The sequence below is a fragment of the Vibrio sp. 2132-1 genome (assembly GCF_033344315.1).
In genome coordinates this window covers 1-578 of record NZ_JAWPON010000619.1, presented here as the reverse complement: position 1 = coordinate 578, position 578 = coordinate 1, and the positions used below count along the sequence as shown (strand labels likewise).

The 578-nt window shown below is 47.2% G+C and carries 1 protein-coding gene; it reads left to right on the top strand.

Annotated features, from left to right (window positions below):
* Positions 1-33: 33 nt before the first annotated feature.
* Positions 34-578, top strand: a 545-nt coding sequence (locus R8N47_RS27015) for an EscU/YscU/HrcU family type III secretion system export apparatus switch protein (protein WP_318186343.1), incomplete at its 3' end; no start/stop codon positions are given.

Genomic DNA, 578 nt, shown 5'->3' with positions numbered 1-578 from the left:
CCGACACTTAAACAACTTTATGTTGGGGGGCGCATGAGCGATCAGTCGTCACAAGACAAAACCGAAAAGGCCTCCCCCCAGAAAGTTAAAAAAGCCCGCCAGGAAGGCCAAATTCCACGAGCGAAAGAATTCACCACTGCAGTCATTTTTATGGCTGTAGCGCTGTATTTTTACTCTCAAATCAATAGCATCTGGGAAAGCATGTTCGGCATTTTCCGCTATAACATGTCGTTGACGAAAGCCGACCTAGAAAACCCACAGCAAATGGTAGAACAAGTGGGTCAGAGCCTTGGCATGATCATCGAAATGCTGTTGCCACTTTTCACGGTTATCATCATCGTGACGTTCGGTAGCAGTATGGTCTTGGGCGGCTGGATGTTTCGTCCCGCAAACATGTTACCAAAGCTGAGTAAACTCAACCCGCTCAGCGGCATTAAGCGTATTTTCTCAACGCGTTCGTTGGTGGAGCTGGTTAAGTCGACAATCAAAGTAACGGTGATTTTCGGCATCCTTTACGGCTACTTGGACAATCACCTTCAGCCATTGCTAGGCATTAAAAACCTTCCGCTTAACCAAGG